Source organism: Pseudomonas fragariae (ex Marin et al. 2024) (assembly GCF_059621105.1).
The window spans coordinates 195,673-221,777 of record NZ_CM184369.1 but is presented as its reverse complement, the minus strand read 5'-3'; the positions used below and the strand labels follow the sequence as shown (position 1 = coordinate 221,777).

Sequence of the window (26,105 nt, the reverse complement as noted above, 5' to 3'; positions counted from 1 at the left end):
GGCGCAGGGTAAAAGCCATTGGCAAGGGGTAGCGCCTTGCCGAGCATAGACGCCCTCGCCGACAGACTGTCGGCCTACCTCGGCAAGGACCAGGTCAATCTGGTCCGCCGAGCGTATTTCTACGCCGAACAAGCCCACGATGGCCAACGCCGTCGCAGCGGTGAAGCCTACGTCACCCATCCTCTCGCGGTGGCGAATATTCTTGCCGACATGCACATGGACCATCAGAGCCTGATGGCCGCGATGCTGCATGACGTCATCGAAGACACCGGGATTGCCAAGGAAGCGCTCAGCGCCCAATTTGGCGAGACCGTCGCGGAACTGGTCGACGGGGTCAGCAAACTGACCCAGATGAATTTCGAGACCAAGGCCGAAGCCCAGGCGGAAAACTTCCAGAAAATGGCCATGGCAATGGCGCGCGACATTCGCGTCATCCTGGTCAAGCTCGCCGATCGCCTGCACAACATGCGCACGCTGGAAGTCCTGTCCGGCGAAAAGCGTCGGCGCATCGCCAAGGAAACCCTTGAAATCTATGCCCCCATCGCCAATCGGCTGGGCATGCACAGTGTGCGCATCGAATTCGAGGACCTGGGCTTCAAGGCGATGTACCCGATGCGCTCCTCGCGAATCAACCAGGCGGTCAAGCGCGCCAGGGGCAATCGCAAGGAACTGGTCAACAAGATCGAAGAGTCCCTGAGTCATTGCCTTGCCGTCGATGGCATCGAAGGCGACGTCAGTGGGCGGCAGAAGCATCTGTACGGCATCTACAAGAAGATGCGCGGCAAGCGTCGCGCCTTCAACGAGATCATGGATGTCTACGCGTTCCGCATCATCGTCGACAAGGTCGACACCTGCTATCGCGTGCTCGGCGCTGTACATAATCTGTACAAGCCGCTGCCCGGTCGCTTCAAGGATTACATCGCGATCCCCAAGGCCAACGGCTATCAGTCCCTGCATACCACCTTGTTCGGTATGCATGGCGTGCCGATCGAGATCCAGATTCGCACCCGCGAAATGGAAGAAATGGCCAACAACGGTATCGCGGCACACTGGCTGTACAAGTCCAGTGACGACGAGCAGCCCAAGGGCACTCACGCCCGGGCCCGACAGTGGGTCAAGGGCGTGCTGGAAATGCAGCAGCGCGCCGGCAACTCGCTGGAATTCATCGAAAGCGTCAAGATCGACCTGTTCCCGGACGAGGTTTACGTCTTCACGCCCAAAGGCCGGATCATGGAGCTGCCCAAAGGCTCCACAGCGGTGGATTTCGCCTACGCGGTACACACCGATGTCGGCAACAGCTGCATTGCCTGCCGGATCAACCGCCGGCTGGCGCCGCTTTCCGAACCGCTGCAAAGTGGCTCGACCGTCGAGATTGTCAGCGCGCCCGGCGCACGTCCGAATCCGGCCTGGCTGAACTTCGTCGTCACCGGCAAGGCGCGCACCCACATTCGTCACGCACTCAAGCTGCAACGCCGTTCCGAGTCGATCAATCTGGGCGAGCGCCTGCTGAACAAGGTCCTCAACGGCTTCGAATGCAGCCTCGACAAGATCGGTCAGGAGCGCATTCAACTGGTGCTCAACGAATACCGGGTCGAAGTGCTGGAAGACCTGCTCGAAGACATTGGCCTGGGTAATCGTATGGCCTATGTCGTTGCCCGCCGCCTGCTGGGCGAAGGCGATCAGTTGCCAAGCCCTGAAGGCCCGCTGGCGATTCGTGGCACCGAAGGTCTGGTGCTCAGCTACGCCAAGTGCTGCACGCCAATCCCGGGCGACCCGATTGTCGGCCACCTGTCTGCAGGCAAGGGCATGGTTGTGCACCTGGACAACTGCCGCAACATCAGCGAAATCCGCCACAACCCGGAAAAATGCATCCAGCTGTCCTGGGCCAAGGACGTGACGGGCGAATTCAACGTCGAACTGCGCGTCGAACTCGAGCATCAGCGCGGCCTGATCGCGCTGCTGGCCAGCAGCGTCAACGCGGCGGACGGCAATATCGAAAAAATCAGCATGGACGAACGCGATGGTCGCATCAGCGTGGTCCAACTGGTGGTCAGCGTGCACGATCGCGTGCACCTGGCTCGTGTGATCAAGAAACTGCGCGCCCTGACCGGTGTCACACGCATCACCCGGATGCGCGCGTAGGCCATCCCACTATCAGGAGTTCTCATGACCAAGACTGTCATCACCAGCGATAAAGCCCCTGCGGCCATTGGCCCTTACTCACAGGCCATCAAAGCTGGCAATACCGTCTACATGTCCGGACAGATCCCGTTGGACCCGAGCACCATGGAACTGGTCGAGGGCATCGAAGCCCAGATCACTCAGGTCTTCGAAAACCTCAAGTCGGTTGCCGAAGCAGCGGGCGGATCGTTCAAGGACATCGTCAAACTGAACATCTTTCTGACCGATCTGGGCCACTTCGCCAAGGTCAACGAGCTGATGAGCACCTACTTCACTCAGCCTTATCCGGCTCGTGCAGCCATCGGCGTTGCGGCCCTGCCGCGTGGCGCCCAGGTTGAAATGGACGCGATTCTCGTCATCGAATAAATCCCCGACGGAGCGTGCCTTGCGCTCCGTTCTCCCTGAAGGAAGGAATCCGTTATGCGCTCCGCGCTCGCCATCTCGCTGCTCGCCGTCATTCTGGGCGGCTGCGCCAGCCACGCCGACCGCAATCCGGACGGCACCTGGATCAACCAGACCGCCATCGACGCCGCCGTCAAGCAAGGCAACTTGCGTCAGGCGCTGCTCGCCAATGGCCCCAATCTGGAGTGGAAAATCAACTCCAAGGCCAATCAGGCCATTTACTCCAATGGCTTCGAGCTCGGCGAAGGCAAGATCGTCAGCGCTGCCGAAGGCAAGCTGCATGTCGATTTCTATGGCAACTTCTTCGAAGACCTGAGCGTCAAGGGTGACGAACTGGTCCAGGCGGCCAGCGAGTCAGGCCCTGAACAGCACTTCCAGAAACCCGAAGATCCGGCCCCGGACGGCGCTCAGCCAGGCAGCAGCTTCGAGAAAGCTCTGTATGGCGCCTACATGGGCGGTAAGTGGACAGTCGTAGAGGGTGATGGTCAGGGCAGCACCGTGCAATTCATGCCTGACGGCAGTGTGCAGGGTCTTCCGGAAAACGATCGTTACGCGCTGTGTCTGGCTGGCGATTGTGCCGCCATGAGCGGCGAATACGACAGCATGTGGCTGGAGAAAGCCGAGAAAGGCAACCCGTGGATTTTTGCCCGCAAAGGCAAGCAGCTGGAAATATTCCAGGCGGTGAACAATGCTGGTGCGGACCAGATGCCCGAGCTGCGTCCCGGCCCACGTCGCTGGTTGCTCGAACAGCAGTAAGCGATTCAGGCATCAGGAGCGCCCTTTACGGCGCTCCTGATCAATCACTGCTCTAGCCCAGTAAAGCCGCATAACCTGCCCTAAAGTCCGGGTACATCGGCGCCCATCCCAATGCTCGCGCCCTGGCATTACTGCAACGCTTGCTGCCCACGCGCTGCACGCTGACCTCCTCCGACCATTCGGTCACTCCCAGATACTCACGGATCCACGCCACCACATCGGCCAGCGCGGCCGGATCGTCATCGACGCCCAGGTAGCAACTCTCCAGCGCAACGCCGCGTTGATCCGCCAGCAGCAGGTGCTCCAGCAGACCGGCCGCATCGTCGGCATGAATACGATTGGCGTAGACCGGCGGATCGATCCTCACGCTGTGCCCTTGGCGGACGCGGTTCGACAGGTCACTGCGGCCCGGGCCGTAAATACCGGTCAGTCTCACCGCCGTGGCCGGCAGCCCGCTGTTCAGCGCGACCTGTTCGGCCTCCAGCATCACCGTGCCGGTGTAGTTGCCGGGCTCGGTGGCGGAGGTTTCATCCACCCATTCCCCATTCTGCTGACCGTAAACACCGCTGCTTGAAACGAAGATCAAGCGCTTTGGCCGCTGCCCGGTCTGCTCGAGCCAGCTCAACACATTACGCAGGCCCTCGACGTAAGCCATCCGGTAACCCGCTTCGTCACGTTGTGAGGGGGTCGCGCAATACACCACGTAATCCAATGCTGCAGCAGGCCATTGGGCAGGTTTTTGCGTCTCGAACAGATCGCCCGCCACACCGTGAACACCGGCAGGAAGCTCGGAAACAGTGCGCCGCAGCCCATGCACGGTCCAGCCGTGAGGCAGCAGGCGAGTAGCGAGTCGCGAACCAATGTCGCCACAGCCGGCGATCAGAAGCGAAGGAGCAGTCATTCGGTATCTCCAGAAAAGGCGGTGTCAGTATCGTTAAAAACGCTCATCGACAGGCAAGCATTCGGCCGAATATGTAAAAAAGATACTGTATTACTTTTGTTAACAAGAACGATTTGCAATAATGGCGGCCCATTCGTTCCGCGTAAGCGTCGACAGCACCGAGCGACGCACTGGAACCATCCCCTTTTTTCCTCTCAGGTCCGGCCAGCATGAAACGCATTCAATCAATCGCTTCGCCTACCCAGATGCCTCGCCTGCCTCGTGCATGGCGCAGTATCGCAGCCCTTGTCTTGAGCCTGATGTTCGTCCCCATGGCGCTCGCGGACCAATCGGCTCCGACCGCTGCCCCTGCGACTTCCACAGCACCTGCATCAGCTGCGGCAACGGCACCTGCCGCACCTGACGCAGCAGCCCCGGTGCAGGCCATGGAGCCCGCCACCGAAGACAACAGCCTGGGCATGGCGCATGACCTGTCGCCGTGGGGCATGTATCAGAATGCCGACGTCGTGGTCAAAGCGGTGATGATCGGTCTGGCCATCGCCTCGATCATGACGTGGACCATCTGGATCTCCAAGGGTTTCGAGCTGCTGGGTGCCAAGCGCCGGTTGCGCGGCGAAATCGTCAATCTGAAAAAAGCCCGCTCCCTGACTGAAGCGAGCGCCACCGCCAGCACGGAAGGCACCCTCGCCCACCTGCTGGTGCATGACGCCCTCGAAGAGATGCGCCTGTCCGCCAACAGCCGCGAGCGCGAAGGGATCAAGGAGCGTGTCAGCTTCCGTCTCGAGCGTCTGGTCGCCGCCTGTGGCCGCAACATGAGCATGGGCACCGGCGTGCTGGCGACCATCGGTTCGACCGCGCCATTCGTGGGTCTGTTCGGTACGGTCTGGGGCATCATGAACAGCTTCATCGGCATCGCCAAGACCCAGACCACCAACCTCGCCGTAGTCGCACCCGGCATCGCCGAAGCCCTTTTGGCCACCGCGCTGGGCCTGGTCGCGGCGATCCCTGCGGTAGTGATCTACAACGTCTTCGCCCGCTCCATCGCCGGTTACAAGGCTCAGGTCTCCGATGCCTCGGCACACGTCCTGCTGCTGGTCAGCCGCGATCTGGATCATCTGCCAGAGCCGTCCGAGCGCAATCAACAACAACCGCAAATGGTCAAGGTGGGCTAAAACGTGGGCCTGCATCTTAACGAAGGCGGCGACGATCTCGCCGAGAACCATGAAATCAACGTGACGCCGTTCATCGACGTCATGCTGGTGCTGCTGATCATCTTCATGGTGGCTGCACCGCTGGCGACCGTGGACATCAAGGTCGACCTGCCAGCGTCCACCGCCACACCGCAGCCCAGACCCGAGAAGCCGATCTTTCTCAGCGTGAAAACCGACAAGAGCCTGTACCTGGGCGAGGAGAAGGTTGCTCGCGAGCAGATCGGTCAGGTGCTGGACGCCCGCACCAAGGGCAAGAAAGACACCACGATCTTCTTCCAGGCCGACAAGGGCGTGGATTACGGTGATCTGATGGAAGTCATGAACACGCTTCGGGGTGCGGGTTACCTGAAGGTCGGTCTGGTAGGTCTTGAGACGGCTGGTAAGAAATGATCAGTACGCGCCAAAAACTGACGCGCTATAGCGGTAGTCTGTTGTTGGTGCTGGCCGTGCACGCCATCGCAATCATTGTTGCCGTTCGCTGGCCTGCCCCTCAGCCTGTCGAATTGCCACCGGCCGCCATGATGGTCGAACTTGCGCCAGTGCCCGAACCCGCTCCGCCGCCACCGCCCAAGGTCGTTCAGCCGCCCCCGCCGCCAGCCCCGGAGGAGCCGACACCGGTGCCGGAAGTCGTGCAGGCGCCGAAGCCGGAAATCGTCGTGCCCAAGAAGGTCGAGAAGCCCAAGCCCAAACCGCAGCCGCCAAAGCCGCAGAAGAAGCCTGAGCCGCCCAAGGAAAAGCCTGCCGACGAGAAGCCGGTCGATACACCGCCGACCACGGCGCAACCGGCAAAGCCGGTGGCTCCCAAGCCTGCTCCTGCACCTTCGCCACCCAGCAACGCATTGCCGAATTGGCAGGGCGATTTGCTCGGTCATCTGAGCAAGTACAAGAAGTACCCTGAGGATGCACGCCGTCGTGGCATGCAAGGTGTTGCTCGCTTGCGCTTCGTGGTGGACGCTGACGGCAACGTGCTTTCCTACTCGATTGCCAACAGTTCAGGCAGCCCGGCGCTGGATCGAGCGACCATGGAAATGATCCGTCGCGCTCAACCCTTGCCCAAGCCGCCGAAGGAAATCCTCAACAACGGCACCATTGAAATCCTCGCACCGTTCGTTTATTCGCTGGATAAACGCTGAATTGTACTTTTGTTACCCATAAGTACTTCTGATAACGTGCGTCTATCGATCGCACCCGCTATGCTGGGGTCGCAACTTCATGGACGCACGTTATGACTCTTACAGAATTGCGCTACATCGTTACGCTCGCCCAGGAGCAGCACTTTGGCCATGCAGCGGAACGCTGCCATGTCAGCCAGCCAACGCTGTCGGTGGGTGTCAAAAAACTCGAAGACGAACTCGGTGTGCTCATTTTCGAGCGCAGCAAAAGTGCTGTGCGCCTGACACCGGTCGGTGAAGGCATCGTGGCGCAGGCGCAGAAAGTGCTGGAGCAGGCCCAGGGTATTCGCGAGCTGGCCCAGGCCGGCAAGAACCAGCTGACCGCCCCGCTGAAAGTCGGCGCGATCTACACCGTTGGTCCTTACCTGTTTCCTCACCTGATCCCACAACTGCACCGGGTCGCCCCGCAGATGCCGTTGTACATCGAAGAAAACTTCACGCATGTGCTGCGCGACAAGCTGCGTAACGGTGAGCTGGATGCCGTCATCATTGCCTTGCCGTTCAACGAAGCCGACGTGCTGACCCTGCCGCTTTACGACGAACCGTTCTCTGTGCTGATGCCGGCCGACCATCCCTGGACTCAGAAAGAGACCATCGATGCCTCGGCGCTCAACGACAAGAGCCTGTTATTGCTGGGCGAAGGTCACTGCTTCCGTGATCAGGTCCTGGAAGCCTGCCCGACGCTGGGCAAAGGCAACGAAGGTGCCAAGCACACGACGGTAGAATCCAGCTCGCTGGAAACCATTCGGCACATGGTCGCCTCCGGGCTGGGCATTTCGATCCTGCCGCTGTCGGCAGTCGACAGCCACCATTACGCACCCGGCGTGATCGAAGTCCGCCCGCTGACGCCGCCCGTGCCTTTCCGCACGGTCGCCATCGCCTGGCGTGCAAGCTTCCCGAGACCCAAAGCCATCGAAATCCTCGCTGACTCTGCACGTCTGTGCTCGGTGGCACGTCCGAAAACAGTCGCTAGCTAGGCAGAACAGAAATGAGCGAGCTTTCCAGGGTCTCGGTCACGGCGCTCAAGGGTGTCGGCGAAGCGATGGCAGAAAAGCTGGCCAAGGTCGGCCTGGAAACCCTGCAGGACGTGTTGTTCCATCTGCCGCTGCGTTATCAGGACCGCACGCGCATCGTACCGATCGGTGCGCTGCGTCCCGGTCAGGATGCCGTTATCGAAGGCGTGGTCAGCGGTGCCGATGTGGTGATGGGCAAGCGTCGCAGCCTGCTGGTGCGGCTGGGCGACGGCACCGGGGTCGTCAGCCTGCGCTTCTACCATTTCAGCAACGCCCAGAAAGAAAGCATGAAGCGTGGCACGCACCTGCGTTGCTTCGGCGAAGCGCGCCCGGGTGCTTCCGGACTGGAGATCTATCACCCGGAATATCGGGCGATTACCGGTGATGAGCCCGCGCCCGTCGAACAGACCCTCACGCCGATCTACCCGACGACCGAAGGCCTGACCCAACAGCGTCTGCGCCAGCTGTGCCAGCAAAGCCTGGCGATGCTCGGCCCCAAAAGTCTGCCGGACTGGCTGCCTGAAGAGCTGGCCCGCGATTATCAGCTGGCCCCGCTGGATGATGCGATCCGTTACCTGCATCACCCGCCGGCCGATGCCGACGTGGAGGAGCTGGCCCTCGGGCATCATTGGGCGCAGCACCGACTGGCTTTCGAAGAACTGCTGACTCACCAGCTTTCCCAGCAACGCCTGCGTGAAAGCCTGCGGTCACAGCGCGCACCGGCATTGCCCGTTGCGAAAAAACTGCCGAAACAGTTTCTCGCCAACCTCGGCTTTGCCCCCACCGGCGCGCAGCAGCGTGTCGGCAAGGAAGTCGCCTATGACCTGAGTCAGCCTGAGCCGATGCTGCGGCTGATTCAGGGCGACGTAGGGTCGGGCAAGACCGTGGTTGCTGCGCTGGCTGCATTGCAGGCACTGGAAGCGGGTTATCAAGTGGCGCTGATGGCGCCCACCGAGATTCTCGCCGAGCAGCACTACATCAACTTCCAGCGCTGGCTTGAGCCCCTGGGCGTGGGTGTGGCGTGGCTGGCGGGCAAGCTCAAAGGCAAGGCGCGCGTCGCGTCTCTGGAGCAGATCGCCGGCGGCACACCCATGGTGGTCGGCACCCATGCGCTGTTTCAGGACGAAGTGCAGTTCAAGAACCTGGCACTGGTGATCATCGACGAGCAGCACCGGTTCGGCGTTCAGCAACGCCTGGCGCTGCGCAAAAAGGGCGTTGGCGGTCTGATGTGCCCGCATCAGTTGATCATGACCGCCACACCGATCCCGCGCACGCTGGCCATGAGTGCCTACGCCGACCTGGACACTTCGATCCTCGACGAACTGCCGCCGGGGCGGACGCCAGTCAATACCGTGCTGGTTGCCGACAGTCGCCGCCTGGAAGTCGTGGAGCGGGTGCGCGCCGCCTGCGCAGAAGGGCGCCAGGCCTACTGGGTGTGCACGCTGATCGAAGAATCCGAAGAGCTGACCTGCAAGGCCGCTGAAACCACCTACGAAGAGTTGAGCAGCGCGTTGGGTGACGTGCGCGTCGGGCTGATTCACGGGCGCATGAAGCCTGCAGAAAAGGCCGCGATCATGGCCGAGTTCAAGCAAGGTGCGCTGCAATTGCTGGTGGCAACGACGGTCATCGAAGTCGGTGTCGACGTGCCGAACTCCAGCCTGATGATCATCGAGAACCCCGAGCGCCTCGGCCTGGCGCAATTGCACCAGTTGCGCGGCCGCGTCGGGCGCGGCAGCGCGGTGAGTCATTGTGTGCTGCTCTACCATCCGCCGCTTTCACAGATCGGACGGCAGCGCCTGGGCATCATGCGCGAAACCAACGATGGTTTCGTCATCGCCGAAAAAGACCTTGAACTGCGTGGCCCCGGCGAAATGCTCGGCACCCGACAAACGGGCCTTCTGCAATTCAAGGTCGCCGACCTGATGCGCGACGCAGACCTGCTACCGGCCGTACGCGACGCGGCTCAGGCCCTGTTGGAGCGCTGGCCGCAACACGTCAGCCCACTGCTCGACAGGTGGCTGCGTCATGGCCAGCAGTATGGCCAGGTGTGATGCAGACTATGCTTTGCAAACCGCGTGCGACCCAAATCGAATAACGTGGTTATACTTCAGAAAATGTAGGAATTTGGACATAGCTCATGACAGAAGTCGCCCACGTCAATGATCCGCACCATGCGCCGTTGGTAATCCGGCAGTTGCTTGAAAAGTTGGCTATCAGCTACAACGAAGTCGTGGACGAAAAGAACCTCCCTCCAGCGCGCAAGGTGCAGGCCGTGCTGGTCGAGGATGCTGTCGGTGCGTTGCTTATCCTGTTTCCGCAAAGCCAGCTGCTCGACCTCTCCCGCATTACCGAGCTGACCGGTCGCCAACTGACCGCCGTGCCGCACGAGCGGCTGGCGCGCATGCTGACCAAGCACAACCTGCGCGTACTGCCAGGTCTCCCGGCGCTGACCAGCTCACCCTGCCTTTACGACGAGCGCCTGCTTCAGGAGCCAACACTGCTGGTGGGTTCGGGCGAGCCTGGTGTTCTGCTGGAAATCAGCAGCGAGGACTTCAAGGGCATGCTGAGCAAGGCCAGCGCCGCGCACTTTGGTCAGTCTGTGGCGGCGATCCGGCCGAACCTCGATCGTCCTGACGACGATCCTGCAGAAATCACTCAGGCCATGCATGCCTTCACGGCGCGCCGCATCCAGCAGCGTCTGGAAGCGACTCTGGAGATTCCGCCGCTGGCTGGCACTGCGCAGAAAATCATCAAACTGCGTGTCGACCCCGATGCAACCATCGATGACATCACCGGCGTCGTCGAAACCGATCCCGCACTGGCTGCTCAAGTCGTCAGCTGGGCCGCTTCGCCGTATTACGCGTCGACCGGCAAGATTCGTTCGGTCGAAGACGCAATCGTCCGTGTACTGGGCTTCGATCTGGTGATCAATCTGGCACTGGGGCTCGCACTGGGCAAAACCCTGAGCCTGCCCAAGGATCAGCCACAACAGACCACGCCGTACTGGCAACAGTCCATCTACACCGCTGCCGTCATCGAAGGCCTGACCCGTGCCATTCCGCGCGCCAGCCGGCCGGAGGGTGGCCTGAGCTACCTCGCCGGCTTGCTGCACAACTTCGGCTACCTGCTGCTGGCGCACGTGTTTCCACCGCACTTCACCCTGATTTGCCGCCAGCTGGAAGTGAACCCGCATTTGCACCACAGCTTCATCGAGCAGCACCTGCTGGGTATCAGCCGCGAGCAGATCGGGGCCTGGCTGATGCGCTACTGGGACATGCCGGATGAGCTCGCCATCGCATTGCGTTTCCAGCACGACCCTCACTACAAGGGTGAGCATCACGTCTATGCCAACCTGGTCTATCTGGCGGTGCGCCTGCTGCGTGCCAACGGTATCGGCTCCGGTCCCGAACAGGATATCCCGGACGAATTGTTCGAACGCCTGGGCCTGACGCGCGAAAAAGCCAACGAATCGGTGAAAAAAGTGCTCGAGGCCGAAGTGCTGCTGCGCGAACTGGCGTCGCAGTTCAGCAAGTAACCTGCGGATGTAACGTACGAATAGTGCCGAAGGCTCCGACCTTGGCACTCTCCCCTCGAACCTCAGAAAGGCTCGCCTTCAACCCCTGGCAGGTGCTCATCCAGGCGTAGCCACGGAAGCCGATTGCTAACGCAGCCCGCCGCAATGGCAGCCACCCGAGTGTATCTCGCTCATCCGTGCCTCTCCTGTTCATGCCCATAAACCCTGTGACAATAAAATTCCCGCAACTGCCGAATGAAAGCTCGGTGAAAGCTTGGCCAATTAGCATCAGTCCACTTCCGGCAAAAAGACCGGTTAGCCAGGAACGGATTCCGAGGTGTTTCAGGCCCAATTAACAACAATAATGGTGATTCCGATGCTTCCTGACTTCTCGTTCCACACTCTCCTTGCGCCCCCACTCCACGTACCGATCTGCTGAGCTGACTCGTTCATTTCACGTTCTGTAGCCGTATTACGTCTGGAGTATTCCCATGCTGACTTTCCTTGGCTTTGCCATGGTTATTGCGTTCATGTACCTGATCATGAGCAAGCGCCTGACTGCGCTGATCGCCCTGATCCTGGTTCCGATCATCTTCGCCCTGTTCGGTGGCTTCGCGTCGCAGATCGGCCCGATGATGCTGGCAGGTATCACCAAGCTGGCGCCGACCGGCGTGATGCTGATGTTCGCCATTCTGTACTTTGCGCTGATGATCGACTCCGGTCTGTTCGACCCGGCCGTGCGCAAGATCCTGAAAATGGTCAAGGGCGACCCGATGCGCATTTCGGTCGGCACCGCCGTACTGGCGCTGGTGGTGTCCCTCGACGGTGACGGCGCGACCACCTACATGATCTGCGTTGCCGCCATGCTGCCGCTGTACAGCCGCATCGGCATGAGCCCGCGCATCATGGCCGGCCTGATCATTCTGGCCGGCGGCGTGATGAACATGACGCCCTGGGGCGGCCCGACCGCTCGTGCGGCCAGTGCCCTGCATGTCGACGCCTCCGATATCTTCGTGCCGATGATCCCGGCCATGCTGGCAGGTGTGATCGCGATCCTGGCGATTGCCTATTTCTACGGCAAGCGCGAACGTGCCCGACTGGGTGAACTGCACCTGCAGGGCGATGAAGTCGACCACAGCGAAATCAGCGTCTCGCAATTCCCTGATGCGCGCCGTCCAAAGCTGATCTGGTTCAACGCTGCCCTGACCCTGACCCTGATGGTCGCCCTGATCATGGGCCTGCTGCCCCTGCCGGTCCTGTTCATGATCGCGTTCAGTATCGCGATGATCATCAACTACCCGAACCTGCAGGACCAGAAGGACCGCGTATCGGCCCACGCCGGTAGCGTGCTGGCGGTGGTCGGCCTGATCTTCGCTGCGGGCATCTTCACCGGCATCCTGTCCGGCACCGGCATGGTCGACGCGATGTCGAAAAGCCTGCTGGCCGTGATCCCTGACGCGCTGGGCCCGTACCTCGCGGTGATCACCGCGCTGGTGAGCATGCCGTTCACCTTCTTCATGTCCAACGATGCGTTCTACTACGGCGTACTGCCAGTGCTGTCCGAAGCAGCTGCCCACTACGGCATCAGCCCGGTGGAAATGGCCCGTGCGTCGATCGTCGGTCAGCCGGTCCACCTGCTCAGCCCGTTGGTGCCTTCGACCTACCTGCTGGTGGCACTGGCCGGTATCGAGTTCGGTGACCACCAGCGCTTCACCCTGAAATGGGCGATTCTGGTGTGCATGTGCATCCTGGTTGCCGCACTGCTGATGGGCATCTTCCCGTTCTATAGCAGCATGTAAGCTTCTTTGGCTGACCCAAGGCTCGCCGTCGACTTGATCGTTGACGGCGAGTTTTTGCGTTTGCGGCCATCAATTGGTTGAAGGCCGATACTGCAAGGCCTCGGCCAGATGGCTGCGGTTGATCGCGTCCACCTGCTCCAGATCCGCCAGGGTTCGCGCCACCTTCAGCAACCGATGCGCCGACCGTAACGACAGGGTCAGACGCTCGCACGCCGTCTCCAGCCAGCTTTCATCGACACTGGACAGCGCGCAATACTCGCGCAGCCCCGGCAGATCGAGAAACGCATTGGCACAGCCCTGACGACGTTGCTGACGGTCTCTCGCCTCAGCGACCACGGCTGCGGCACTGGCAGTGTTTTCACTGGTGGTCGGGTCAGGGTTGAGGGCGGTGGCTTCGCGGGCGACGGTCAGGTGCAGGTCGATCCGGTCCAGCAGCGGGCCGGACAACTTGTTGCGATAGCGCTGCACCTGCTCGGTGGAACAACGGCAGCGCCCGGTCGGCTCGCCAAGATAGCCACAGGGGCACGGGTTCATCGCCGCCACCAACTGGAACCGCGCCGGAAAGCGCACGCGATCCCGCGCCCGGGAAATCACGATATGCCCGGACTCCAGCGGCTCACGTAAAACCTCCAGCACGCGGCGATCAAACTCCGGCAGCTCGTCCAGGAATAAAACGCCGTGATGCGCCAACGTGATCTCGCCAGGTTGCGGACGACTGCCACCACCCACCAACGCAGGCCCCGACGCCGAGTGATGCGGCTGCCGAAACGGCCGCTGCGGCCAACTGGTCAGCGGCACCTGACTGGCAACCGACTGAATCGCCGCCACCTCCAACGCTTCGTGCTCATCCAGCGGCGGCAACAAACCCGGCAGGCGACTGGCAAGCAGCGTCTTACCGGTGCCGGGCGGCCCGCTGAACAGCAGGTTATGCGCCCCGGCGGCAGCAATCACCAAGGCACGCTTTGCGGCGGTCTGGCCCTGCACTTCGCTTAAATCCGGATACGGCTTGGGCTGATGCAGCAGACCACTGGATTGATACGGCGCAATCACCGTGCGCCCGTTGAAATGCGCGACCAGCTCCAGCAAGTGACTCACCGCAATCACCCGCAGCCCCGACGCCAGGCACGCTTCCTCGGCGTTCACCGCCGGAATGATCAGCGTCCGTTCCGCTGCACGCGCCGCCAGCGCAGCAGGCAGCACCCCCTGAATCGGTCGAATCGCCCCCGACAACGCCAACTCGCCCAGGCACTCAACATCCTGCAACGCAACCAGCGGCACCTGCCCGCTGGCGGCCAGCAACCCCAGCGCAATCGCCAGATCGAACCGCCCGCCATCCTTGGGCAAATCAGCCGGCGCAAGATTGAGCGTGATGCGCCGCGCCGGAAAATCCAGCCCGGAATTGAGAATGGCACTGCGCACCCGGTCCTTGCTCTCCTTGACCGCCCCCTCCGGCAACCCCACCAGCGTCAGGGCCGGCAGGCCGTTGGCCAGATGCGCTTCAACAGTAACCGCAGGGGCTTCCACCCCGACCTGGGCACGACTATGGACGATAGCCAGCGACATGGATCATTCCTTGATATGAGCGATGGGCGGGTATCGTGCTTTATTTGCGGGGTGGGGGTGAGGGGGGAATGGATACAGGGTGTGAGTGGGGTCGACAGGCACGACACTTAGTCGGCTAAAGGCTGCATGCAAAACATAGATGCGCAAATTTTTGCGCATCCGATGGCCGGGGCTTAACCAGCAAAGCCCTATATTCAAAGCGATGCGGCACACATTAACGAGTCAGCGCATGTGCGCAGATGTTTGCGCACTATTTCATGCTTTTTTTGCTCGATATCTTTGCTTTAAATCTCTATCTCTTTGTTTTATATCGATAAATAGACAGTCGGCACATATCTTGGAATGCACCTCTGTATACAGCGGGCGATATCGCCCGTTTCTGCGCAGAGATTCCATGCATGACCGACAAATCCGGCACCCATACTCAACGACGTGCTGCAACGTTCGCCAAGACACCCGCCACGGCCACCAGCCTGTGCCCTTTCCGCGGCCCTGACGTTGCCATCGTGCCAGTGCGCTACGCGCTGGACCGCTCCCGCTACGATACCGCGCCCGAGAAGCTGAAACCGCTACTCGAGGGCAGCCGCTGGGCGGTTATGCCGAAACTGAAAACACGCAGCTATACCCTTCGCCAGCTGTATGACGGTTATGTGTATGTCTACGACGAAACAGCCGAGACGTTGCATGAGTACGCGGTGTCAGCCGCCACAGGCAACCTGAGCCGTATTGTCTGGACCGATGCGCAGCTTGGCAGTGACCAGCGCAGTGGCGGCAGCGATGCCAAGCCTTTTCTGCTCTATCCGCGAAACAACCTGCTGCGCATCGCCTTTTCAGCGCAGCAGTGGTCCTGGCGAATCTGCGAACACCTGCGTTCGAACCCGGCAAGCCGCGATTCATGGATGAAAGCGCTGGATCTGAAACGCTACTGCATAACCATGGCCGAGCCGGATACCTTGCCGTTGAACTGTATCGCCGAAGCGGTGGCGGACATCGACAACGAGTATGTGGTCGATGATGACCGCTTTGCAGACTCGGCGATTCCTACATCCAAGGCCTCCAGCGAAGAAACCCAGCCGCTGTTTTCACCAATCGGCGCTGACGTTTTCTGGCAGGGTAGCGTTGAAGACAAGAACAGCTCCCTGCTCATCGCCCTTGATGACCCTCTGGCCATTTTCAACGATCTGGGCATGCAACTGGCCGCCGATCAGGCCGCTTACCGCAACTGGCAAGCCGAGCACGAACACAAGATCCAGATCGCCCAGACTGTCACCGCACTGTGTGGCGCTGAAGGCGAACCGGAACAATTGCCGGCATCAGTGCGCGGCAATGCGGCGCTTACCCACCAGTACCTGAGCGACGTCGAAGCCTATTTTGAACAATGCATGTTTGAACAAGAGCAGATCGGCAACAACACCGCTCCCGGTGGCGTGCTGTTGCTGCCGGATATTTTCAAGAGTCCGGAGATGCGCAGATCGCTTCAGGCGCGTTACGGCAGCGCTCCGACCGACCAGGCCCTGCAAGCCTGGAAAGATCGCCACAAATGGCGGCGCGAGGTAGATCTGAGCGGTGCGCGTCAGTACCTTCAGCAGCACCTGCCAACCGGCGACACACTGCTGCAGCAGGTGCGTGACACGCAAAGCGATTTCCGGCAATGGTCGACCCATCTGGGTACGGCACCCCTCAAGCTGTTTATCGACACCTCTCACCCTGAAAGCCTGCTGTACCTGCAAACGCTCATGCTCAATCTGCAGATCATTTACGCTCAGGACAACGCCGCCAGCGCCTGGCTCGCCGAGCAGGAAGCCAGCGACAACAGCCTGTTTGGCACCTTGCGCTACGGCTTCTCACCGGCGCTCAAGCACGCGCTGCACCAGGAGGCCAACGCGCTGCTGAACGGCCTCGGCGACATCACCAACCTGGCCACCCGCATCGGCGAACTCAACGGCACGCTCAATCACCAGGGTTTTGCCGACAAGCCGTGGATGAAGGCGCTGAAACAACCCGTTCAGGACACCTTCAAAGCCCTCGGCCAACTGGCCAGCAGCGCAGGCAAGGCGACGTTCGAAAGCATCCTGCTGGCCTGGGTGCCCATCGACAGCCGCATGGCGGTGGGCAAGCAGCAGAACATCGTTGCACTGATTCGCACGCTGTTGATTGGCCAGATTTTGCTCGATTCGAAGGCGCGTATCGCGATCGATCACAACATGCTCGCGAAGCTGAAAACCTGGATTAGTGAGTGGCAGGTGCTCAACAAACAGATCAGCGACACCCGTCGCAGCTGGCTCTACCCAACCGCTTACAACCCCCGCAAAAGCATCGCCAGCCACCTGCGCGCGCTCGAGGAAAAACTTCGCCTGCACGAACTGAGCATGCCGGCCCTGCTCGACTTTCAGAACAACCAATACGCCAGGCAGTTGCAGGACGAGATTCGCCTGCACTTCCAGTCCGGCAAAGCCATCACCAAAGAGTGGCTGACCAGCGCCAGGCGCTGGCTCGATGGACTGGGAGGCATTGCCGGCTCGATCACCTGGGGCGTGATCATGCTCAACTTCATCAACACCGCCTTCACTTATCGCGACCTTACTCGGGATGGAGACTTCAGTGCGAAGGACCTTGGCAAGGTGACGTATGGATTGGGATATAGCTTTAACTTGTTGATGGCGGTATTTGTTGAAGCGCCGTGGGCGGTTATCAGGGATGCGACGCCGGTGCTGATCGATGGCAAGAATGTGGGGATTCTGGATCGCTCTGCGGGTTATTGGAGGGCGAAGGGAAATCTCGTATGGGGTGATGCCATACGTGGGTTCAGGGTTTCGATGGTGGCGATGGGGGCGTTTGGGGTAGCGGCGGCTGTTCTGGAAGTATTGGATATTCAGGATGATCTCAGCCGAGTCAATACTTCCGAAGAGATCATAGCGATGCAGCTAAAATTTGCGTCAGTGCTCATGATGGGAGCAGGCAGTGCCATTCAACTTATTGCAGGAATCTTCCCCACCACACCCCTTACTGCCGTCGCGATGAGCCCATGGTTTAGTATAACTTTACTGCTCATAGGTACCGTGTACCTATTCGCGACGACGGCTCTGAATTACTTTAAGCAGGACAGTGTAGGTTGGTGGCTGCGAAGATGTTGCTGGTCCAGATCAATTGAGTACCGGTACTCAACAGACGCAGGAGGCCAGCACGCAGAAAAGCTTGACCTTCTTACAATACAATTAAGCCCTCAAGTTCATGTAAAAATCACCACACGTCTTGAGAGTCGTTATCTTGGTAAAGGGGATTATTACAGCACAGCAGTGCAAGACGGTGCTGGCGTGCAGCTTCTTTTTCCGAGCGCGGTACGCGCGCAATCCGTACATTTCAATATCATCAGCAGCAAGCGCCCATGGGGAGTACTTCCCGTGGAAAAAATAGACTCTCCGATAAATGAGTCATTTCTAAACCGAGGGCAGTTCAGGCAGGCTGGCCAGTTTGGAACACTTGGCAACAAAGCGGCCCGCAATGCTCACGAGGATTTCACATTTCCGCTTATGCCCCATGAAAGTGAAGACTTGATATGGGAAACCTGGATTCCTCTTGAGGCAGAAGCCACATACCTAGGGAAACTCTGAAAAAGACTTCCTAATTTGGCAAAATCTCCGGACACCAGTCGCCGAGCTTTTCGATGATGAAACAGATGACCTTCGCCGACGCCGAATACGCCGGCAAGCGCAAGCGGACCCGTAAGGAATTGTTCCTGATCGAGATGGATCAGGTGGTGCCCTGGAAAGGTTTGATTGCCCTGATTGAGCCCTATTATCCAAAAGGAGAAGGTGGCCGTCCCGCCTACCCACTGATGGCGATGCTGCGTGTTCATCTGATGCAGAACTGGTTCGGCTACAGCGATCCGGCGATGGAAGAAGCACTGTATGAGACGACCATCCTGCGTCAGTTTTCAAGCCTGAGCCTGGAGCGCATTCCAGACGAAACCACCATTCTCAACTTCCGTCGTCTGCTGGAAAAGCACGAGTTGGCGACTGGAATTCTCGGCGTAATTAATGGTTATCTGGGCGACCGTGGCTTGTCGTTGCGTCAAGGCACCATCGTCGATGCCACGCTGATTCACGCGCCCAGTTCGACCAAGAACAAAGATGGCAAACGCGACCCTGAGATGCATCAAACCAAGAAAGGTAACCAGTACTATTTCGGCGCCAAGGCTCACATCGGCGCCGACGACGAGTCAGGCCTGGTGCACAGCGTGGTAGTAACAGCGGCCAATGTGGCAGACGTCACGCAGGTTGCCAAACTGCTGCACGGCGAGGAAAACGTAGTCTGCGCCGACGCAGGTTACACCGGGGTCGAGAAGCGCGAAGAACATACTGGGCGCAAGGTCATTTGGCAGATTGCCGCCCGCCGTAGCACTTACAAAAAACACGGGAAACGCAATGTTTTGTACAAGGCGATCCGCAAAATCGAGAAGGCCAAGGCCCAGGTTCGCGCCAAGGTCGAGCATCCGTTTCGGGTAATCAAACGCCAGTTTGGCTATGAAAAAGTGCGCTTTCGGGGCTTGGCCAAGAACACCGCGCAGATGGTGACGTTGTTCGCCCTGTCAAACCTGTGGATGGCCCGCCGACATTTGTTGGCGAGCGCAGGAGAGGTGCGCGTGTAATGCAGGAAATGGTTACTGCAAAGGGCTTTGCAGCGGCCGAAAGAGCTGAAAAACGAAGAAAATTGAGCAAATTTCGACATGCATCGTTTTTTGAAAAGTGCTGAGGACTCGGTAGCCGGAAAACATCCGGCTACTTCAGACCTTCCCTAGAGCTGCAGATATGGTACCCCGATAGCCTTATTAAACCCGACCAACAAGACATCGGATACTTGTATCAACTTAAACTAAATCGCGAGGGCGATACCAAGGTCGACGGCCTGATCACTGCTGAACTCGAAGTAAAAGCGCTAAACCGCAGCACTGCCTTGACTCTCGAAGTAGCGGAATAAACTATGACAACCTCCCCAACACACCCGATCGCTACAAAAAAACTCAAAGGCATCACCTCGGAATCAGAAGCTTTTGGAATAACCAAACAATATCCAAACGGTAAGGAGATCCTGAGCTGGTCAATAAAAACCATTGCAAGACCGTCAAAAGAAATATTTTTTGCTGAAATGGCAATTATTTCAATCTATGCGGCGATGCTGAGCTTTGGCCTGTGGGCAGGATGGAGCTTTTATTCAAAAAATCCGGTGCAAGCGATTTATATTTTAGCGAGTGCAAGTGGCGGAGCCATTTATTTTATTGTCTTGGGTGTCCGCCAAAAAACCATCTACAACTACACCATCAAAACCAACCACGCCCTCGTTGAGTACCACCTCCACTACCCCGACTTCGCCTCATCCCTTTTCAAGGGCATCGCCATAGCCGTCATCCTGATATTCGTTTTTGTAGCACTCTTCACCGGCTCGCTGCTGTTCCTGATCGGCCCCGTGGCCATGGCCTTTATCGCAGCGATCAAGCTGCTGAACTGGGAAAACCCCATCCACCACGAACAAAGCCTGCCATGGGCCGAGTACAACTTCGTCACGGTCGACCGAAAGCGCCTCATGATCATCACGCACCGCACCGACGTCACACTTGGCTTCGAGGCCCGCTTCCAGCACGAGGTCCTGTTCAACAAATACCTCGCGTTTCTCCGCGGCGCGCTGCCTCCAACGGCCGAGTTCACCGAAAGGGCCTGGAAGTGGTAGTCCTCATTACCGGTCTCAATAAGCACTCCCCGTAGGCCGCACCACAATCTCGCTCACATCCACCCCGTCCGGCTGCTCGATTGCATAAACAAGCGCACGTGCGATCGCATCCGGCTCCAGGGCAACCTTTCGAAACGCTTTCATCGCCTCGCGCGCGGTCTCGTCGGAAATCGAGTCGGCCAGTGCTGATTCGACCACGCCGGGGCAGACGACGGTGACGCGGATTTTGTCGGTTTCCTGCCGAAGGCCATCGGAGATGGCGCGAACAGCGAATTTGGTGGCGCAGTACACTGCGGCGGTCGGGGAAACGGCGAGGCCGCCGATGGACGAGATGTTGATGATCTGACCGTGCCCTTGCGCTTGCATGCTCGGCAGCACGGCGGCGATGCCGTGCAGTACGCCGCGCACGTTGACGTCGAGCATCTGGTTCCACTCTGCGATTTTCAGCGCGGCGAGCGGCGACAGGGGCATGACGCCGGCGTTGTTGATGATCACGTCAATCTTGCCGAACTCATGTGTGGCGAAGTCGGCAAAGGCTTGCATGTCGAGCGCTTCGGTCACGTCCAGCGCGCGGAAGCGTGCCGAGCCGCCCTGCGCTTCGATGCCTGCCGCCAGCGTCTGCAGACGCTCGATGCGCCGAGCGCCCAGCACCACGTATGCGCCCTTGGCGGCGATGAGTCGGGCGGCAGCTTCGCCAATGCCGCTGCTGGCGCCGGTGATCAGTACAACCTTGCCTTGAATGTTCGACATGACTGACTTTCCTCGTGAAGTCATCGGTGGCTCAGCTTCAGCGCTTGGCTCAAACTGATTGCGATGGCCATGCTACGAGTCGCTCATCACTGCGTGCATGCCGATACCTGCGCGGCACTTGCCTATTCCTGTCTGTGGGTCTGCCTTACGCTGAATCGCCGCGCAATGGCCGCTATGATGGCGTTCGATGCAAAGGATGGGCGTACAGCAACACTGACCTGGGACGGGGTTATTCATGGATACACAGAATGCTGCGAGTGCTCCGGGCACCGATGTTTGCCGGGCTGAAATCATCCGGTTGCTGATGCAGCGCTTTGCGGCACCCGGTGTTTATGAAACCGCTGTTGCGCCGCTGCACGTTATCCGCTGCGACGCCCCGTCAGAGTTGATTCATGCGCTGCATCGGCCAGCCCTTTGCGTGATCGCTCAAGGTCGCAAGGAGGTTGCGCTGGGCGATGAGCAGTATGTATACGATCCGCTCAACTACCTGATCGTCGCGGTGACGGTGCCGGTCGCCGGGCGCGTGCTTGAAGCGAGTGGCGAGGCGCCCTATCTGTGTATTCGTCTGGATTTCGAGCCTGCGCACATTGCCCAGCTCATTGCGGAGGCGCCATTGAACGGCGTTCCGGACGAGCCGCAGCGGGGCCTGTTTCTTGAGCCAATGGATCAGCCATTGCTTGAGACGGTGTTGCGGCTGGTGCGCCTGCTCGACACGCCCCGGGACATCGGCATGCTCGCGCCCCTTGCACTTCGGGAGCTCTACTACCGGCTGCTGCGCGGCAACAATGGGCGGCGACTCTACGAAATCGCGGTCGGGGATTCGCAGACGCATCGCGTTACGCGGGCGGTCGACTGGCTGAACAGTCATTACACCGAGCCGCTGCGCATCGACGAACTGGCACGTCTGGCCAACCTGGGTAATTCGACGCTGCACCACCGATTCAAGGCGCTGACCGCCATGAGCCCGTTGCAATATCAGAAAAAGCTGCGCCTGCAAGAAGCTCGACGGCTGATCATCAATGAAGGCCTGGACGCCTCCAGCGCCTGCTATCGCGTCGGCTATGAAAGCCCTTCGCAGTTCAGCAGGGAGTACAGCCGCCAGTTTGGCTGCCCGCCCTCGACAGATCTCAGCCGAGTGCGGCAGATCGGCTGACCTCCCCGTCCGACATCAGCGGCCGGGCGCAGCCAACCGCGCATATTGGTCCTGACTGATCCACCCGGTAAACGAGCGATCATCGGCATTGATGAACTCGACCTGAGCCGCGCCATCCTTGAATGCCAGAACCCCGACCACGTCATCCTTGACGATATAGGCGCCTCGGGTGGCCTTGGCATTCGGTGTTTTTTGCAGCCAGGCCTTGTCCGCCGTGACGGTCAGCAGACCGACCCACTGCCTGCTGGCGGTCCGGGTCAGGTCCAGGCCGGTGGCGATGTCCGGCGCCAACACGTTCATGCAGCCGGGGTGCTGCCGGCCTTGCTCGATCGTCAGCACCACGCCATCAGCCGAGGCCTTTAGTGTTCCCGGGTAGACGTCATCCAGCCAGGACGACACCGCTGCGCCCTTCCCGGCCTCGACCTTGCCTTGCAGATAGAACGCACAGCTGAATGTTTCGCCGCGCGTCTCCGAGTAATAACCCTCGACCTGATGATCAGGCGTCACGGCCAGCATCAACTGCTCGTACTTGCCGGAATGCAGTGCCGTGTCCTGAGCGAAAACCGACGTGCCGACACACAACCACAGGGTTGCGGCCAGGGAGCAGTGAATAAGGGGACGTTTGTCAGTCATGCTTCCATCCATAGAACGTTCGAATAGCCGGGAGGAGTGGCCAGCCCATGACTGGCGCGCCGAGACGTTAGCGTATTTCGGCGCGAAACTGTATCACTGAAATCCGGAGCGATTCATGGCTGCGACGCGAAGGCCAGTACACGTTTGAGCATCTCGCTTCGCGAGCAGGTCAGGTGCCTGCCCCGTTGTGCATGACAACGTTCAGCGCTGCAGCGCACTGAGTAAAACAAGGAAACCCTTATTCGGCTTTTTCAGTCCCTGCGGCCCCGCCAGCCTTCTCTTCCAGCTCGGCCATCTTGGCCTCCAGCGCTTCCAGGCGGGCGCGGGTGCGGGCGAGGACGGCCATCTGGCTGTCGAACTCTTCACGGCTGACCAGATCCAGTTTGCTGAAGCCGCTTTGCAGCAGGGCCTTGAACTGGGTTTCGAATTCGCTGCGCGGTACAGGCGTTTCGCCATTGAACAGGCGAGAGGCGTGGCCGCTGAGAGCGTCGAGAAAGGCTTTGGGCGCGAGCATGGTTATTTTCCTGAATCAGAGGGCGGCAGTGTAACACGCAGTGTCTATAGTCAATCCCGAGGGCGCAATGCACGCTTATGGAGCGCAGTGACGGGCACATGAGCACCATTGCTGTGCATTAGCTCCATGATAGACCCTGCAAGGTTGTGCAAAACCAGCCCAAGAGCCTGTATTCAATGAATATTCGCGAGATGGCAAGCTTTCTGCTTAGTGGCTTATGACCCATGCACTGATGCAGTCGCTGTGACGAATGCAGTGCGGCAGGCGGAGCGGGGAAGTGTTTCGTCAGAAGCGGTTTTCTGGAGTGGGTCTGGCCTGATCAGGCGGCCGACACGTTACAAAGCCAGACACTGCGCTTAGACTTGAGTCGGGTTTGTTTTCCTGGGGCAAGTCCACCAAATTCGGGAGAAAGTTTTCATGAAGCTAGTCACTGCCATCATCAAGCCGTTCAAACTGGATGACGTTCGCGAGTCGTTGTCTGAAATCGGCGTGCAGGGCATCACCGTCACTGAAGTCAAAGGCTTCGGGCGTCAGAAGGGTCACACTGAGCTTTATCGCGGTGCTGAATACGTCGTCGACTTCCTTCCCAAAGTGAAGATCGATGTCGCCATCGATGACAAGGATCTGGATCGTGTCATCGAAGCCATAACCAAGGCCGCCAACACTGGCAAGATCGGTGACGGCAAGATTTTCGTGGTCAATCTGGAACAGGCCATCCGCATCCGTACCGGCGAGACCGATACAGACGCTATTTAAGCCGCCAAACCCAACGCCCCAGGAGAAAACAATATGACTCTGCGTCAATTCGCAGGGCTCGGTGCCCTGTTGTCCCTCGCATTACCTGGTCTTGCCCTGGCGGCTGATCCAGTGGCCGAGCCGGTGCTGAACTCTGGCGACACTGCATGGATGCTGACCTCGACCGCTCTGGTCCTGTTCATGACCATCCCCGGTCTCGCGCTGTTCTACGGCGGCATGGTTCGTTCCAAGAACATTCTGTCGGTGATGATGCAGTGCTTCGCCATCACCGGTCTGATCAGCATCCTGTGGGTCGTCTACGGCTACAGCATCGCGTTTGACACAACCGGTATGGAAGCGGGCGTCGTCAACTTCAATTCCTTCTTTGGCGGTATGGGTAAAGCGTTCCTGGCAGGCATCACGCCGGCAAGCATTACCGGTCCTGCTGCGTTGTTCCCTGAGGCGGTGTTCGTCACCTTCCAGATGACCTTCGCGATCATCACCCCTGCCCTGATTGTCGGCGCCTTCGCAGAACGCATGAAGTTCTCCGCGATGCTGGTGTTCATGGGTATCTGGTTCACTCTGGTCTACGCGCCAATCGCCCACATGGTCTGGGGCGGCGTCGGTGGCCTGTTGTGGGACTGGGGCGTTCTGGACTTCGCTGGCGGTACCGTCGTACATATCAACGCCGGTGTAGCCGGTCTGGTAGCGTGCCTGGTACTGGGCAAGCGCAAAGGCTTCCCGACCACGCCGATGGCGCCGCACAACCTGGGTTACACCCTGATCGGCGCAGCGATGCTCTGGGTCGGCTGGTTCGGCTTCAACGCCGGTTCCGCCGCTGCAGCCAACGGTACTGCCGGTATGGCCATGCTGGTCACTCAAATCGCTACCGCGGCCGCCGCATTGGGCTGGATGTTTGCCGAGTGGCTGACTCACGGTAAGCCAAGTGCTCTGGGTATTGCCTCTGGTGTGGTTGCCGGCCTGGTTGCCGTTACCCCTGCGGCCGGTACCGTCGGCCCGATGGGCGCGCTGATCATCGGTCTGGCAGCAGGCGTGATCTGCTTCTTCTGCGCGACCAGCCTCAAGCGCAAGCTGGGCTACGACGACTCCCTGGATGCGTTCGGCGTTCACGGCATCGGCGGTATCGTCGGCGCCATCCTGACCGGTGTTTTCGCAGCACCTGCACTGGGCGGCTTCGGCACCGTGACCGACATCGGTGCTCAGGTCTGGATTCAGTTCAAGGGCGTCGCGTTCACCGTTGTCTACACCGCAATCGTGACCTTCATCATCCTCAAGGTGCTGGATGCGGTCATGGGGCTGCGCGTCACCGACGAGGAAGAGTCTGTCGGTCTGGACCTTGCGCAACACAACGAGCGTGGCTACAACTTGTAAGCTTTGGCCTGCGCAAAAAAGAATGCCCGGTCTCCGGGCATTTTTTTTGTCTGACGTTTGTGGATATACCGCCGCTTTTTGCTGTCATTGATCTTGCCCGTGTCAATGATCTCGGCACCGTGACACAGCGCAGGTAACGAGGTTGCCACCGTCTTCGTCAACTTGCAGGGAAGCCGGTTTATTGCGCGCTTTGCTTTTTTCTCAGTCGAGTTAGAATGCGCGCCGAAGGTGCGGAGAACGGTATGTGGCATCAATCCAGGATTGCCTTGCGGGCCAGGCCCCGTGGGTTCCATCTGGTGACTGACGAGATAGTCGCGGGGTTGCCCCCGTTGCGCGGTTGTCGTGTCGGGCTACTGCATGTATGGCTGCAACATACCTCGGCTTCGTTGACCGTCAACGAAAATGCCGATCCGGCGGTACGTCGCGACTTTGAGCGTTTTTTCAACCGTCTGGTGCCCCAGGGCGTGGACGGCTACGAACATGACGACGAAGGCCCTGATGACTTGCCAGCGCATTTCAAGGCCAGTCTGCTGGGCTGCCAGTTGCTGTTGCCGGTTACGGCAGGGCGGCTGGCGCTGGGCACCTGGCAAGGTATTTACCTGGGCGAACATCGAGACGCTGGTGGGTCTCGCAACGTCCTGGCCACCCTTCAGGGTGAGTGGACATAACCGCTGAGGTCAGCGGTTGTTGAA

At 59.6% G+C, this 26,105-nt stretch carries 22 protein-coding genes; 17 read left to right on the top strand and 5 right to left on the bottom strand.

The features are described from left to right. Window positions 1–36 precede the first annotated feature (36 nt). Genes spoT through AC54XV_RS01010 form a run of 3 tightly spaced genes read left to right on the top strand, consistent with a single transcriptional unit; the run spans window position 37 to window position 3,339 of the window. Window positions 37–2,142: a bifunctional GTP diphosphokinase/guanosine-3',5'-bis pyrophosphate 3'-pyrophosphohydrolase gene (spoT, locus tag AC54XV_RS01020; RefSeq protein ID WP_003404001.1), complete on the top strand. Its 2,106-nt coding sequence runs from the start codon at window positions 37–39 to the stop codon at window positions 2,140–2,142. Between the two features lie 24 nt (window positions 2,143–2,166). Continuing rightward, a complete protein-coding gene (locus AC54XV_RS01015) occupies window positions 2,167–2,547 on the top strand; it encodes a RidA family protein (RefSeq protein WP_003367486.1) in 381 nt (126 codons plus the stop codon). A 54-nt stretch (window positions 2,548–2,601) separates the two neighbouring features. Beyond that, window positions 2,602–3,339 carry a lipoprotein gene (locus AC54XV_RS01010; RefSeq protein ID WP_003313983.1) on the top strand — a complete coding sequence of 246 codons (738 nt, stop codon included), beginning with the start codon at window positions 2,602–2,604 and terminating at the stop codon, window positions 3,337–3,339. Window positions 3,340–3,391: 52 nt separating this feature from the next. On the opposite strand, the gene AC54XV_RS01005 is transcribed toward AC54XV_RS01010, so the two are convergent. Further along, entirely contained in the window at window positions 3,392–4,240 is an 849-nt protein-coding gene (locus AC54XV_RS01005; protein ID WP_011266255.1) for an SDR family oxidoreductase, read from the bottom strand. Between the two features lie 209 nt (window positions 4,241–4,449). Here AC54XV_RS01005 and exbB point away from each other — a divergent pair, with 209 nt between their 5' ends. The 7 genes from exbB (at window position 4,450) to AC54XV_RS00970 (ending at window position 12,949) form a co-directional block, all read left to right on the top strand. Then, window positions 4,450–5,412: a tonB-system energizer ExbB gene (gene exbB / locus AC54XV_RS01000; protein WP_496717663.1), complete on the top strand. Its 963-nt coding sequence runs from the start codon at window positions 4,450–4,452 to the stop codon at window positions 5,410–5,412. Between the two features lie 3 nt (window positions 5,413–5,415). Further along, complete coding sequence (gene exbD / locus AC54XV_RS00995; protein ID WP_002551495.1) at window positions 5,416–5,841, top strand: TonB system transport protein ExbD; 426 nt, start codon at window positions 5,416–5,418, stop codon at window positions 5,839–5,841. After that, window positions 5,838–6,584 (top strand): energy transducer TonB, encoded by a 747-nt coding sequence (locus AC54XV_RS00990; RefSeq protein WP_003404009.1) that lies wholly within the window; start codon window positions 5,838–5,840, stop codon window positions 6,582–6,584. Before exbD ends, AC54XV_RS00990 begins: the two co-directional genes overlap by 4 nt. Before the next feature lie 92 nt (window positions 6,585–6,676). Next, a complete protein-coding gene (locus tag AC54XV_RS00985; protein ID WP_002551493.1) occupies window positions 6,677–7,600 on the top strand; it encodes a hydrogen peroxide-inducible genes activator in 924 nt (307 codons plus the stop codon). An 11-nt stretch (window positions 7,601–7,611) separates the two neighbouring features. Next, the gene (gene recG, locus AC54XV_RS00980; protein ID WP_003425918.1) at window positions 7,612–9,687 is read left to right on the top strand and encodes an ATP-dependent DNA helicase RecG; all 2,076 of its coding nucleotides are present in this window, start codon (window positions 7,612–7,614) and stop codon (window positions 9,685–9,687) included. Between the two features lie 86 nt (window positions 9,688–9,773). Further along, window positions 9,774–11,171 (top strand): aminoacyl-tRNA deacylase and HDOD domain-containing protein, encoded by a 1,398-nt coding sequence (locus tag AC54XV_RS00975; RefSeq protein ID WP_032656938.1) that lies wholly within the window; start codon window positions 9,774–9,776, stop codon window positions 11,169–11,171. A 470-nt stretch (window positions 11,172–11,641) separates the two neighbouring features. Then, window positions 11,642–12,949, top strand: a complete 1,308-nt coding sequence (locus tag AC54XV_RS00970; protein ID WP_003313973.1) for a CitMHS family transporter — start codon at window positions 11,642–11,644, stop codon at window positions 12,947–12,949. A 69-nt stretch (window positions 12,950–13,018) separates the two neighbouring features. Here AC54XV_RS00970 and AC54XV_RS00965 read toward each other — a convergent pair whose 3' ends face one another. Then, entirely contained in the window at window positions 13,019–14,512 is a 1,494-nt protein-coding gene (locus AC54XV_RS00965; RefSeq protein WP_003413980.1) for a YifB family Mg chelatase-like AAA ATPase, read from the bottom strand. Window positions 14,513–14,910: 398 nt separating this feature from the next. Between AC54XV_RS00965 and AC54XV_RS00960 the strand changes: the two genes are divergently transcribed. From AC54XV_RS00960 to AC54XV_RS00950, 3 genes are all read left to right on the top strand, one after another. Further along, complete coding sequence (locus AC54XV_RS00960) at window positions 14,911–18,123, top strand: toxin VasX (protein ID WP_496717658.1); 3,213 nt, start codon at window positions 14,911–14,913, stop codon at window positions 18,121–18,123. 56 nt (window positions 18,124–18,179) lie between these two features. Further along, entirely contained in the window at window positions 18,180–19,160 is a 981-nt protein-coding gene (locus AC54XV_RS00955; protein WP_111522125.1) for an IS5-like element ISPsy2 family transposase, read from the top strand. Window positions 19,161–19,492: 332 nt separating this feature from the next. Continuing rightward, window positions 19,493–20,236 carry a permease gene (locus AC54XV_RS00950; protein WP_496717656.1) on the top strand — a complete coding sequence of 248 codons (744 nt, stop codon included), beginning with the start codon at window positions 19,493–19,495 and terminating at the stop codon, window positions 20,234–20,236. 15 nt (window positions 20,237–20,251) lie between these two features. Here the strand turns inward: AC54XV_RS00950 and AC54XV_RS00945 are convergent, their stop codons facing one another. Beyond that, window positions 20,252–20,986 carry an SDR family oxidoreductase gene (locus tag AC54XV_RS00945; protein WP_103359432.1) on the bottom strand — a complete coding sequence of 245 codons (735 nt, stop codon included), beginning with the start codon at window positions 20,984–20,986 and terminating at the stop codon, window positions 20,252–20,254. A gap of 235 nt (window positions 20,987–21,221) precedes the next feature. Here AC54XV_RS00945 and AC54XV_RS00940 point away from each other — a divergent pair, with 235 nt between their 5' ends. Then, complete coding sequence (locus tag AC54XV_RS00940; protein WP_104683569.1) at window positions 21,222–22,139, top strand: AraC family transcriptional regulator; 918 nt, start codon at window positions 21,222–21,224, stop codon at window positions 22,137–22,139. A gap of 15 nt (window positions 22,140–22,154) precedes the next feature. Here the strand turns inward: AC54XV_RS00940 and AC54XV_RS00935 are convergent, their stop codons facing one another. Further along, window positions 22,155–22,772, bottom strand: coding sequence for a hypothetical protein (locus AC54XV_RS00935; RefSeq protein ID WP_024660784.1), 618 nt, complete (start codon window positions 22,770–22,772; stop codon window positions 22,155–22,157). A gap of 238 nt (window positions 22,773–23,010) precedes the next feature. Continuing rightward, window positions 23,011–23,286, bottom strand: coding sequence for an accessory factor UbiK family protein (locus AC54XV_RS00930; protein WP_003437363.1), 276 nt, complete (start codon window positions 23,284–23,286; stop codon window positions 23,011–23,013). 417 nt (window positions 23,287–23,703) lie between these two features. Here AC54XV_RS00930 and glnK point away from each other — a divergent pair, with 417 nt between their 5' ends. The 3 genes from glnK to AC54XV_RS00915 all read left to right on the top strand — a co-directional run bounded on the left by glnK (window position 23,704) and on the right by AC54XV_RS00915 (window position 26,081). Continuing rightward, complete coding sequence (glnK, locus tag AC54XV_RS00925) at window positions 23,704–24,042, top strand: P-II family nitrogen regulator (protein ID WP_002555808.1); 339 nt, start codon at window positions 23,704–23,706, stop codon at window positions 24,040–24,042. A 33-nt stretch (window positions 24,043–24,075) separates the two neighbouring features. After that, window positions 24,076–25,413, top strand: coding sequence for an ammonium transporter (locus tag AC54XV_RS00920; protein WP_003344468.1), 1,338 nt, complete (start codon window positions 24,076–24,078; stop codon window positions 25,411–25,413). Window positions 25,414–25,655: 242 nt separating this feature from the next. Beyond that, window positions 25,656–26,081: a secondary thiamine-phosphate synthase enzyme YjbQ gene (locus AC54XV_RS00915; RefSeq protein WP_003318084.1), complete on the top strand. Its 426-nt coding sequence runs from the start codon at window positions 25,656–25,658 to the stop codon at window positions 26,079–26,081. Window positions 26,082–26,105: the final 24 nt, after the last annotated feature.

Excerpts from the sequence above, each read along its gene's own strand:
- AC54XV_RS01015 (WP_003367486.1), top strand. The coding sequence starts at position 2,167 with ATGACCAAGACTGTCATCACCAGCGATAAAGCCCCTGCGGCCATTGGC.
- AC54XV_RS01010 (WP_003313983.1), top strand. The coding sequence starts at position 2,602 with ATGCGCTCCGCGCTCGCCATCTCGCTGCTCGCCGTCATTCTGGGCGGC.
- AC54XV_RS01005 (WP_011266255.1), bottom strand. The coding sequence starts at position 4,240 with ATGACTGCTCCTTCGCTTCTGATCGCCGGCTGTGGCGACATTGGTTCG.
- exbB (WP_496717663.1), top strand. The coding sequence starts at position 4,450 with ATGAAACGCATTCAATCAATCGCTTCGCCTACCCAGATGCCTCGCCTG.
- AC54XV_RS00990 (WP_003404009.1), top strand. The coding sequence starts at position 5,838 with ATGATCAGTACGCGCCAAAAACTGACGCGCTATAGCGGTAGTCTGTTG.
- AC54XV_RS00985 (WP_002551493.1), top strand. The coding sequence starts at position 6,677 with ATGACTCTTACAGAATTGCGCTACATCGTTACGCTCGCCCAGGAGCAG.
- recG (WP_003425918.1), top strand. The coding sequence starts at position 7,612 with ATGAGCGAGCTTTCCAGGGTCTCGGTCACGGCGCTCAAGGGTGTCGGC.
- AC54XV_RS00975 (WP_032656938.1), top strand. The coding sequence starts at position 9,774 with ATGACAGAAGTCGCCCACGTCAATGATCCGCACCATGCGCCGTTGGTA.
- AC54XV_RS00970 (WP_003313973.1), top strand. The coding sequence starts at position 11,642 with ATGCTGACTTTCCTTGGCTTTGCCATGGTTATTGCGTTCATGTACCTG.
- AC54XV_RS00965 (WP_003413980.1), bottom strand. The coding sequence starts at position 14,512 with ATGTCGCTGGCTATCGTCCATAGTCGTGCCCAGGTCGGGGTGGAAGCC.
- AC54XV_RS00960 (WP_496717658.1), top strand. The coding sequence starts at position 14,911 with ATGACCGACAAATCCGGCACCCATACTCAACGACGTGCTGCAACGTTC.
- AC54XV_RS00955 (WP_111522125.1), top strand. The coding sequence starts at position 18,180 with ATGAAACAGATGACCTTCGCCGACGCCGAATACGCCGGCAAGCGCAAG.
- AC54XV_RS00950 (WP_496717656.1), top strand. The coding sequence starts at position 19,493 with ATGACAACCTCCCCAACACACCCGATCGCTACAAAAAAACTCAAAGGC.
- AC54XV_RS00945 (WP_103359432.1), bottom strand. The coding sequence starts at position 20,986 with ATGTCGAACATTCAAGGCAAGGTTGTACTGATCACCGGCGCCAGCAGC.
- AC54XV_RS00940 (WP_104683569.1), top strand. The coding sequence starts at position 21,222 with ATGGATACACAGAATGCTGCGAGTGCTCCGGGCACCGATGTTTGCCGG.
- AC54XV_RS00935 (WP_024660784.1), bottom strand. The coding sequence starts at position 22,772 with ATGACTGACAAACGTCCCCTTATTCACTGCTCCCTGGCCGCAACCCTG.
- AC54XV_RS00930 (WP_003437363.1), bottom strand. The coding sequence starts at position 23,286 with ATGCTCGCGCCCAAAGCCTTTCTCGACGCTCTCAGCGGCCACGCCTCT.
- glnK (WP_002555808.1), top strand. The coding sequence starts at position 23,704 with ATGAAGCTAGTCACTGCCATCATCAAGCCGTTCAAACTGGATGACGTT.
- AC54XV_RS00920 (WP_003344468.1), top strand. The coding sequence starts at position 24,076 with ATGACTCTGCGTCAATTCGCAGGGCTCGGTGCCCTGTTGTCCCTCGCA.
- AC54XV_RS00915 (WP_003318084.1), top strand. The coding sequence starts at position 25,656 with ATGTGGCATCAATCCAGGATTGCCTTGCGGGCCAGGCCCCGTGGGTTC.